This window comes from Hyphomicrobium sp. (genome assembly GCF_019753045.1).
Classification (GTDB): Bacteria; Pseudomonadota; Alphaproteobacteria; order Rhizobiales; family Hyphomicrobiaceae; genus Hyphomicrobium_B.
Window position 1 is genome coordinate 32,305 of the sequence record NZ_JAIELN010000011.1, and the last position, 8,695, is coordinate 40,999.

The following is an 8,695-nucleotide window of genomic DNA, read 5'->3' on the forward strand; positions in this document are numbered from 1 at the left end:
CATTAACGACAACATTGTTCGTTCATGGAACCGTGACCGCGCCCGCAAGTTCTTGCCCGTAGGGCCAATGACGGGGGGCGCCATGAAAATTCTCATCACCGAAGATGAAGCGATAGTCGCCGACGAACTCGAAGCGATCATCACTGATTTGGGGCACCAAGTCGTCGGCATTGCTGGGTCGTCTCTTCGCGCTTTGAAGCTTGCGGAGACGACCAGCTGCGATCTGGCATTCGTCGACGTCCACCTGAGTGATGGAATGACAGGCCCTGCCGTCGCACGCCACCTTAGCGAAGACGCGCACGCGACAGTGATCTTCACAACATCGAACCCCCACCACGTACCGGCAGACTTCGCCTCAGCCTGCGGTATTCTGGTGAAGCCTTACTCCGTACATTCCGTGAAATCGGCGGTCGCATTCGTCGTTGATTGCATGGAAACGGGTTGCTCGCGGCGCCCGAAACCACGCGCTCTTGAGCTTTCGCCGGCATACGCGGAGCGCTGGAAAGTGAGTTGAGGAAGCTATTAAACTCTTCTTACGCCGTTGTGGTCTTCGACACCTTCACGGAACGAATAGCGGGCTCATCCTCAGGAACCGACAACGCCAACTCCGTCAATTTGATCGTGACGCGCGTTCCCGGCCTGACATGTCCAGGGCGAACGGGTTCGTATGCGATCGCACCGGCGAACTGACGAGTCAGCAGAGCCGCGATTTTTGTTCCCAATCCATCGCTCGCATGACCGGCGCTTCCGTGCAGAAGCTTGTCCATCTCATCGCCCCCTCCCGCATAGAGGTTGGCATCGACCCCGTTGCCATCATCTTCGACAATGAGCTCAGCTCCGGTCTCACCGGACCGATAAAGGCGAACGCCGACATGGCCTGAACCATCTTCGCCAAATGCATGCTTGAAGGAATTCACGACAAATTCTTGCGTCAGAACGCACAGCGACGTTGCAACCTGAGCAGGCGCAAGAAGCGGCGGAACATCAACCGTTAGTTCAATTCGCCCTTCACCGGCCGTTTCGACCACATCGTCCAACACGGCTTGAATGAGCGTGTCGATGCGCACGAGTTCGAGATCGTTGACGACATTCATACGCCGCTGCGCACTCGCGATCGCATGGATACGATCGCGCGCGCCGGTGAGGGTTTTGAGAGACCTTGGATCGGACGTGTGCCTGATGTGCAGGTTGATGAAGCCGACGACGAGCGACAACGTATTGCCGATCCGATGCGTCACATCCCGCAGCAGCGCTTCGGCACGCTCTCGTTCGCCTTCGGCGCGATCCCGTTCGATTGCAAGCTCTTCGGTACGCGCTTTCACTCGCGCTTCCAGAGACCTGTTGGCGGAGGTCAGCGTCAGAGCGGTAATTTCGAGCGCTGCCACGCGCTGACGCTCGCGTATCAACGCGACCATCGCCAAGGCGGCGCAAGCGAGCAATATCGCGAGCATTGCAGCGAGGAGCCAAAAGCTCTGATCGTGGAATTGCGCGACGCTGACTTCGAAGAGGCGGCGTTGCTGTTGTTCCGTGGCACCGATCTGGTCGCGCAACCGGTTTGAGAGTTCGATATTGAGACTATTAGCGGCATGCTCCGCCGCTGCATTTGGACTGCCTCTTGCAACGTCCGAAATACTCTTGTCGATCGCTGATAGATGTTCCTGCTGCGCCTTGTCGACGGCCTCGATCCGCGCAAGCAGCTCTTTGTTGTTCCGCCCCAGCCTGACGAAATCGGAGTGGATGCCGTCGACTGCCTTCTTCGCCGTCTCATACGATGCGAGATATTTCGGATCTCTGGTGAGCATGTATCCACGCTGCGCGATTTCGAGATCCTGCGCCGCGCTGAGCCACTTCGTGAGACCTTGCTGATAGAGTAGCGTCTGCGCCACGCGATCGCCAGCCGCAACTGTCCATTGCCAGGCAACGATTGCTGCGAGACCGGACAGGATGGCAATCGAAACCCAGACCAACAGCGTTCGCGTCGCGCTCGACGTTAGAAACGCTGCAAATCTCCGCGATATTTGATGGCGGCCCATAACCTATGGAAGCATTGATCGAGGGAAGGATATGCAATGCCACGACTTAGCCGTCGTGCCAACCGCTTGTTAGGCCAATTTTCTTATAACGATACTACCATTGGGCTGATCAGATCTCTCGAACTCGCACCACATTTCGCGCAGCAGATCTACTCAATCTATTTGCATATCGGTCAGTACGTCGCATCGACGCATTTGAATCGAAACCAAGCTAGTTCCTCAGCCCACGTACGCTTCTCAGAAATCCGGCCAAATATCCCGGGAACCGATGCACGCGCGCTACGTTCTCCCTATGTGGCCGTGCCCGCATACTCCCTCCCCACTCCCCCGTGGCCCAAGGGTACGGCATCACCTAAGAGAGTTCGCGACCGCTTTCCCCCGGGCGGCGCGAACTCATTTTTTTCTGCGCCATCTCTTCAGTGCCGCCCTACTGCGACCTAGGACCGCAAGCTCGGCCGCAATTTTCTTCACGCGTGCGCTGATCCGAGCCCGAGATTGATCGATCGGCAAATGATCAGAAAGAAAGGAACAAACAATTCGCGAATGCGATTGATCCAGCGCAACGTCACTAGGAGATGAGCAACAATGAACAAACTGACCTTGAGCCGTGCTTTCATGATCGCCGGCCTTGCCGTAGCGCCCGTAGCGATCAATTCGTCGGCACAGGCCCTTTCGTTCGTCAAAACGCAATCCACCGGCGAGCAGAGCACATCGAGCCTTATCGGGTTGCGCGTCGAAAACACCGCTGGCGATAACCTGGGAGATATCAACTATCTCGTTCTCGACGAGGCCGGAAAAATCAGCACCGCGGTGATCGGCGTAGGCGGCTTTCTAGGCGTCGGAGAAAAGAACGTCGGCATTCCCTATAATGAACTGAAGTTCTCCGACAAGGACGGCACGCGCGTCGCCGTCATCGAAGCCAGCAAGGATAATCTGTCCGCCGCGCCAAACTACGTTTGGACTGAAAATTCCTCGGCGAAAAAGCCGGCTGACGCCACGACGCAAACCCCATCGCAAACTCAATAAAACAAATAGAAAGGGCGCGGCTCCGAATGGAGACGCGCCCTTCTTTTTTCAGAATTCGAAATTCACTACGCAGCGCGTTGACCGGACTTCTTCGAACGAAGCCCGAAGAAGAGCGATTGGCTGATCATCGCCTTCACAACAGCAGGCTCGAACGGCTTGGTTATGAGGAACACCGGTTCCGGCTTGGTGCCCGTCAGCAACCGCTCGGGAAATGCGGTGATGAAAATGACGGGAACGCTGATCGTTTCGAGAATTTCATTCACGGCCTCGAGCCCCGAACTTCCATCCGCCAGATGAATGTCTGCGAGAACCAGAGACGGCGCCTTCTTTGCAACTTCCGCAACGGCTTCCTGATGGGTCCTCGCGACACCCTGCACGCGATGACCGATATCGACGACCAGCGCTTCGAGATCCATCGCGATCAGCGGCTCGTCCTCGATGATCAGCACGTCTGCCGAGAGTTGCTCCGCGATTTCCGCGCCGGCCAACTGCAGGAGCTCGGTCACGTGGGCGGGAGTAACGTCGAGAACCTGAGCGGCTTCCGCCGTTGAAAATCCTTCCACAGAGACGAGAAGGAAGGCCTGTCTCGGAAGGGGCGTAATTGAATCCAAACGCCTTTCTGCCAGCGGCTTGTCGAGCTGGCGCATGTCGTCGGACACACGGTTCACGGCGAGTGAATTCCAGACTTTGGTGAATGTGCGGTAAAGCGCAACGCGTGGCGCTATCGATCTGTCGAACGCATCGGAATCCGCAATCAAGGTTTCGAGCACCGCCGCGACGTAGTTGTCGCCGGATTGCTGGCTACCCGTGAGCGATCGCGCGTACCGGCGCAGATACGGCAAATGGGGAGCTATGGATTCGGCTATCGACATTTTGCACCTCGTAATCTCGTTTAACGACAAGATGATCAACATGCCGGAGCACACGATCATCTCCGGAAAGACGTTACGTCCGTGTACTCCATGATGCTGTCCGTCTCAATTCCACGAGTGATCCCGGAGCTAACCCCGGCTAACCGATCGCGCAACCCCGACGAACTCGCTATTGGAATTGAAATTTTCGCCGACCTCAAACCCGAGGGCCTTGTTCAGAGCCACACGGGCGCGGTTGACGCGGCTTTTCACCGTGCCGACTGCAGCGTTGGTGATTTCGGCCGCCTCTTCGTATGAGAAACCTTCCGCGCCGACGAGCAGCAAGACTTCCTTCTGATCGTCGCTGAGCACGTTGAACGCTTTCTTGAAATCGACGAGATCCATATGGACGTGCTGCTCCGGCAGAACGGACATGCGCTCAGCCATTGCGCCATCTGCATCCTCGACCTCGCGGCGCCGCTTGCGGAGTTCGGAGAAATAGGTGTTGCGCAGGATCGTGAACAGCCACGCTTTCAGGTTGGAGCCTTTCTCGAATCCGTCGAGATTGGACCAAGCCTTGACGAGTGTATCCTGCACGAGATCGTCGGCACGCGTTGGATCGCCGCAAAGCGAATTCGCAAATGCGCGCAAATTGGGAACGGCCCCGATCAAAAGAGCTTGTAGGTCGTCGTCACTTTTCGTCACGACTCTCCTCCTTACTCTCCTCCTCGCGCTGTTTGAGCTTTTGTAGCAGCGTAACGAACCGATCAGGGACTGGCTCGTTAATGAGCTCGATATAGGCTTCCCTCAAACGCTGCCCTATCTGCCCCTGAAGCTCCACCGGTAGCGGTGCCTGCATAGTGACTGAATCCCCTCGCTTGGGATCACTGCCCGTGCCCATTTCTCAAGACCCTATTGACGGAATTCCGAAATACTCGTTTGCGCACGCCGGGTTCCAGACAACCTAAATGCGCAAGGTTCGAAAAAGTTCCGAAACCTCCGTTAACTTGTCATACCGGCGGCGTACGCGCGATCTTGGAAATCTAGCCGGGAAAACCGAAGAAAGCGCCCGCTATTTATCAATAAAATGAAAAAACGTGCCCGTAACGAGCCCCTTGCGGCTCCCGCCCGCAGGAAGCGTCTCTCCGTCCGAATTCTGCATTTTGAACAGGGGGGCGTCCGGCGAGGAAAGAACGCTGGCGTAATGAAACTCGTGGCCCATTAGGACCTCACCAACGACGCCCAGCGGGCAGTCCGCGACGAGCTCCGCCCGGCGATACCCGAGGTTCATTTTCCGAGCCGCGAAAGAGGTTTCGAGGCCCAAAAGACCTATCATTTCGTGGCTGTGGCCTGCCGCGTCAACGAGACCCGCCCCAAGCGCCATGTATCCTCCGCACTCTCCGTGAACCGGACGTGAACGCGCGAATTCGGCCATGGACGATTTGAAGCGACGTGCATTGGCCAATGCGCCCGCGTGAAGCTCCGGATACCCCCCTGGCAACCAGACGAGATCGGCGTCCGGATCGGGTGCTTCATCGCCAAGCGGTGAGAACGGAATGATTTCCGCGCCGGCTGCGCGCCAGCCCTCGAGGAGATGCGGATAGACGAACGAGAATGCCGCATCCCGCGCCAGAGCAATCCGTTGTGCGGGCGGAACGACGTTCACCCGATTTCCGGCGTACGCTGAGTTCAATGTTCCGGGAGTAGCGAGCTGCAGCAGTCGGTCGACATCCACATGCGCTTCGACGAAATCCGCCAACGCATCGAGGCGGGAATTGATTTCCGCTGTCTCCTCGGCCTGCACCAACCCCAAGTGCCGCTCCGGCAGCACAACAGTCTTTTCCCTCGGCAGGGCGCCGACGACCGGAAGCCCCGCCGCTTCGAGCGCCTCCGAAGCGAAACGCACGTGGCGCGGACTGCCGGCGCGATTGAGAACGACCCCCGCAATCGTCACGCCCTCGCGGAAACCCTGGAAGCCGCGAGCGCCGGCCGCCGCCGTTTGCGATTGGCCGGAAACATCGAGAACCAGGATCACGGGCCATCCTGTCTTGGCGGCTAGGTCGGCGCTGGCACCGTTGCCCCACGCCCCCGCTTTGGAAACGCCATCGAAAAGGCCCATCAAGGCCTCGCAAACAACGACGTCCGCACCGCTTACCGAACTGGACAGAACGTCGGCCGCACGACCCCAGCTCATCGCCCAGCTGTCGACGTTATACGATGGCCTAGCCGCCGCGACTGCGTGAAACGCCGGATCGATGTAATCGGGACCGCATTTGAACGGTTGCACCTTGAGCCCGCGCCGGACGAGCGCGCGAAGCAGACCGAGCGTAACAGTCGTTTTGCCGGAGCCCGAGCGCGGCGCCGCAATCATCAGTCCGCGCGGCAACGTCACAGTCTCAGGCATGCTCAACCGCTCACTCTACCCGCCGCGAAAGCGACGGCGGTAATCGACGCTATAAAGAGCGCTCTCTCGGAAATCATCGCAGCCGAGCGCCTCACCGACCAAAATCAGCGCCGTTCGTTCGGGTCCCGCCTCAGCCGTCTGCGCAGCGATCGTTTGAAGCGTGCCGCGAATGATCTGCTCTTCCGGCCACGATGCACGATAAACGACAGCTGCAGGACAATCCGGTCCATAGAACGGCACGAGACGGCGAACTACGTCTTCGATTGCATGAATCGAGAGATGAACCGCAAGCGTCGCCCGCGTCGCGGCGAACGCCTCGAGTTGCTCCGTTTGCGGCATGGCGGAAGCCCGGCCCGACGTGCGTGTCAACACCACGGATTGAGCAACCTCGGGAAGCGTCAGCTCGCGCGCCAACACCGCGGAAGCGGCGGCGAATGCGGGCACACCGGGCGTGATCGTATAGCGGATGTCGAGTTCATCGAGGCGACGCAACTGCTCGCCGAGCGCGCTCCAGATCGACAGGTCGCCGGAATGAAGCCGCGCCACATCGTGGCCGTCGCTGTTCGCCTGAACGATCCGCGTAACGATCTCATCGAGCGTCATTGGCGCGGTATTGATAATTTCGGCTCCCGTCGGGCAATACGCCAGCAGTCCCTCCGGAATGAGCGAGCCGGCATACAGACAAACCGGGCAGCGAGCGATCAGATCGCGCCCGCGCACCGTGATGAGGTCCGGCGCTCCGGGACCCGCGCCGATAAAATGCACTGTCATTTCGGTCGCTTTCCAATATCGACAGATCGCGCAGCCGCAACCGTGATATTTCCGATGATGCGTCTTGGCATGACGAGTTGGGAACCCGGCCCCGCTGCAAATAGTGCCGCGGCTTCGGCGATCGAGTTGATGCCATAGAGCGACAAGGATCGCTCCGAGCGCGTCACGCAGTCTCCGCTTCTCTCGCGCAGCGCAATCAACATCAAGGGGCGAAAGGGAACGGACGCCTCCTTTGCGGCGGCCTCGGCGCGAGGGGCAAAGGAAGCGGTGGCAAGCGTCGCAACGGCATCGCCGCCTCCGAGTTCACGACGCGCGGACTCGATAGCGTCGCGAAAATCGCGCTCGGTTGCGAGACTGTTGCCGCCTATGCCGATAGCAATCATGCGTCACCCGAGGGCTTTGAGGAAACCCACTGTAAAACCGGCATCGCCGGACGCCACGCAGTCAACCGCCCCACGGGCTCCGCTCGCTCGACGCCGAAGCGCGTCAACGATCCGCCATGCTCGTGATATGCAGCAAGCAATGCAGCCTCCGACTCGATGGTCACGGCGTTGACGACGATCCGCCCGCCCGGCTTCAATGCCGCCAAGCAAGCCTCGATGACTTTACCTCTCCCCGTGCCGCAGCCGATAAAAATCGCATCCGGCTCAGGGAGACCAGTCAGTGCATCGGGTGCCGAGCCCTCACGAATGTCGAGATGCGGCACACCCAGGGCAACCGCATTTCTGACCGCACGCGCCGCGCGCTCAGCGTCACGCTCGATGCCGATTGCCGTGTTGGCGGGATGCGCGAGCATCCACTCGATGCCGATTGCCCCGCTTCCCGCTCCGACATCCCAGAGCAACTGACCGCCCCCCGGCTGAAGTGACGACATCGTAACCGCGCGGATCTCGCGCTTGGTCAATTGTCCGTCATTCTCGAAATACGAGTCGGGCAATCCCGCAGTGTAGGGAACGGGTGCGGCACCTGCACTCGCAACAACATCGACGCCGATGACGTTGAGCGGATCGACTTCGGCGAAATCGAAATCTCTTGCCCGTACGTTTCGAATACGTTCGCGCGGGCCGCCGAGCGCCTCCATCACGACGATCGCGCTCTCACCAAACCCGGCGCCAGTCAAAAGCGCCGCCACTTCGCGCGCCGTATCGCCGTTGAGCGCCAGCGCGAGGATACGCCTGCCGTGATGCAGGTGACGCCGGATGAGCGGCGTCAATCCTTTCATATTGAGCCCAAGCGTCGTCACGTCCTGCAAGGACCAGCCGAGGCGCGAAGCGGCAATCGAGAAACTCGACGGCGACGGCACGACCTGCATATCCTCTAGCGGTATGGATCGCGCGAGCGTCACGCCCGCTCCGAACCAGAATGGATCACCCGAAGCCAGCACCGCGACCGGTGTTCCCCGCCGGGCCAGGATCGTCGTGGCTGTCGCCTCGAGCGGCTTCGCCCATTCCATCTTCTCACCCGGAGTTTCGCCGACGAGATCCAGATGACGCCGCCCACCGACGACAAGTTCCGCCCGCTCGATCAACGCACTTGCCGCCGGAGACAACCCGGCTCGCCCGTCCTCCCCGATGCCAATGATGGACAACCAGCGTCCGCTCATGGCATTG

General features: G+C 59.4%; 10 protein-coding genes. 2 read left to right on the plus strand and 8 right to left on the minus strand.

The genetic code is table 11. The annotated features are described in order from the left end of the window. The first annotated feature begins 82 nt into the window (after nt 1-82). Nucleotides 83-514, plus strand: coding sequence for a response regulator (locus K2Q04_RS13425; RefSeq protein ID WP_291164623.1), 432 nt, complete (start codon nt 83-85; stop codon nt 512-514). 19 nt (nt 515-533) lie between these two features. Here K2Q04_RS13425 and K2Q04_RS13430 read toward each other — a convergent pair whose 3' ends face one another. Continuing rightward, a complete protein-coding gene (locus tag K2Q04_RS13430) occupies nt 534-1,967 on the minus strand; it encodes a CHASE3 domain-containing protein (RefSeq protein WP_291164626.1) in 1,434 nt (477 codons plus the stop codon). 651 nt (nt 1,968-2,618) lie between these two features. Between K2Q04_RS13430 and K2Q04_RS13435 the strand changes: the two genes are divergently transcribed. After that, nucleotides 2,619-3,059, plus strand: a complete 441-nt coding sequence (locus tag K2Q04_RS13435; RefSeq protein ID WP_291164629.1) for a PRC-barrel domain-containing protein — start codon at nt 2,619-2,621, stop codon at nt 3,057-3,059. Nucleotides 3,060-3,124: 65 nt separating this feature from the next. Here K2Q04_RS13435 and K2Q04_RS13440 read toward each other — a convergent pair whose 3' ends face one another. From K2Q04_RS13440 to cbiE, 7 genes are all read right to left on the minus strand, one after another. After that, on the minus strand, nt 3,125-3,931 hold the full coding sequence (locus K2Q04_RS13440; protein ID WP_291164632.1) for a response regulator: 807 nt from the start codon (nt 3,929-3,931) through the stop codon (nt 3,125-3,127). 129 nt (nt 3,932-4,060) lie between these two features. Continuing rightward, nucleotides 4,061-4,615 (minus strand): sigma-70 family RNA polymerase sigma factor, encoded by a 555-nt coding sequence (locus K2Q04_RS13445; protein WP_291164635.1) that lies wholly within the window; start codon nt 4,613-4,615, stop codon nt 4,061-4,063. Continuing rightward, on the minus strand, nt 4,602-4,811 hold the full coding sequence (locus tag K2Q04_RS13450; RefSeq protein WP_366935755.1) for a NepR family anti-sigma factor: 210 nt from the start codon (nt 4,809-4,811) through the stop codon (nt 4,602-4,604). The genes K2Q04_RS13445 and K2Q04_RS13450 overlap by 14 nt, the downstream gene beginning before the upstream one ends. A gap of 171 nt (nt 4,812-4,982) precedes the next feature. Continuing rightward, nucleotides 4,983-6,314: a cobyrinate a,c-diamide synthase gene (locus tag K2Q04_RS13455; RefSeq protein WP_291164641.1), complete on the minus strand. Its 1,332-nt coding sequence runs from the start codon at nt 6,312-6,314 to the stop codon at nt 4,983-4,985. Between the two features lie 15 nt (nt 6,315-6,329). Further along, nucleotides 6,330-7,085 (minus strand): precorrin-4 C(11)-methyltransferase, encoded by a 756-nt coding sequence (cobM, locus tag K2Q04_RS13460; protein ID WP_291164644.1) that lies wholly within the window; start codon nt 7,083-7,085, stop codon nt 6,330-6,332. Next, nucleotides 7,082-7,468, minus strand: coding sequence for a cobalamin biosynthesis protein (locus K2Q04_RS13465; protein ID WP_291164647.1), 387 nt, complete (start codon nt 7,466-7,468; stop codon nt 7,082-7,084). The genes cobM and K2Q04_RS13465 overlap by 4 nt, the downstream gene beginning before the upstream one ends. Beyond that, nucleotides 7,465-8,688 carry a precorrin-6y C5,15-methyltransferase (decarboxylating) subunit CbiE gene (gene cbiE / locus K2Q04_RS13470; protein ID WP_291164650.1) on the minus strand — a complete coding sequence of 408 codons (1,224 nt, stop codon included), beginning with the start codon at nt 8,686-8,688 and terminating at the stop codon, nt 7,465-7,467. Before cbiE ends, K2Q04_RS13465 begins: the two co-directional genes overlap by 4 nt. Nucleotides 8,689-8,695 lie beyond the last annotated feature (7 nt).

Bases quoted from the DNA above. Each gene is read 5' to 3' on its own strand.
- K2Q04_RS13450 (WP_366935755.1), bottom strand. From the start codon at position 4,811: ATGGGCACGGGCAGTGATCCCAAGCGAGGGGATTCAGTCACTATGCAG.
- K2Q04_RS13435 (WP_291164629.1), top strand. From the start codon at position 2,619: ATGAACAAACTGACCTTGAGCCGTGCTTTCATGATCGCCGGCCTTGCC.
- K2Q04_RS13455 (WP_291164641.1), bottom strand. From the start codon at position 6,314: ATGCCTGAGACTGTGACGTTGCCGCGCGGACTGATGATTGCGGCGCCG.
- K2Q04_RS13425 (WP_291164623.1), top strand. From the start codon at position 83: ATGAAAATTCTCATCACCGAAGATGAAGCGATAGTCGCCGACGAACTC.
- cobM (WP_291164644.1), bottom strand. From the start codon at position 7,085: ATGACAGTGCATTTTATCGGCGCGGGTCCCGGAGCGCCGGACCTCATC.
- cbiE (WP_291164650.1), bottom strand. From the start codon at position 8,688: ATGAGCGGACGCTGGTTGTCCATCATTGGCATCGGGGAGGACGGGCGA.
- K2Q04_RS13465 (WP_291164647.1), bottom strand. From the start codon at position 7,468: ATGATTGCTATCGGCATAGGCGGCAACAGTCTCGCAACCGAGCGCGAT.
- K2Q04_RS13440 (WP_291164632.1), bottom strand. From the start codon at position 3,931: ATGTCGATAGCCGAATCCATAGCTCCCCATTTGCCGTATCTGCGCCGG.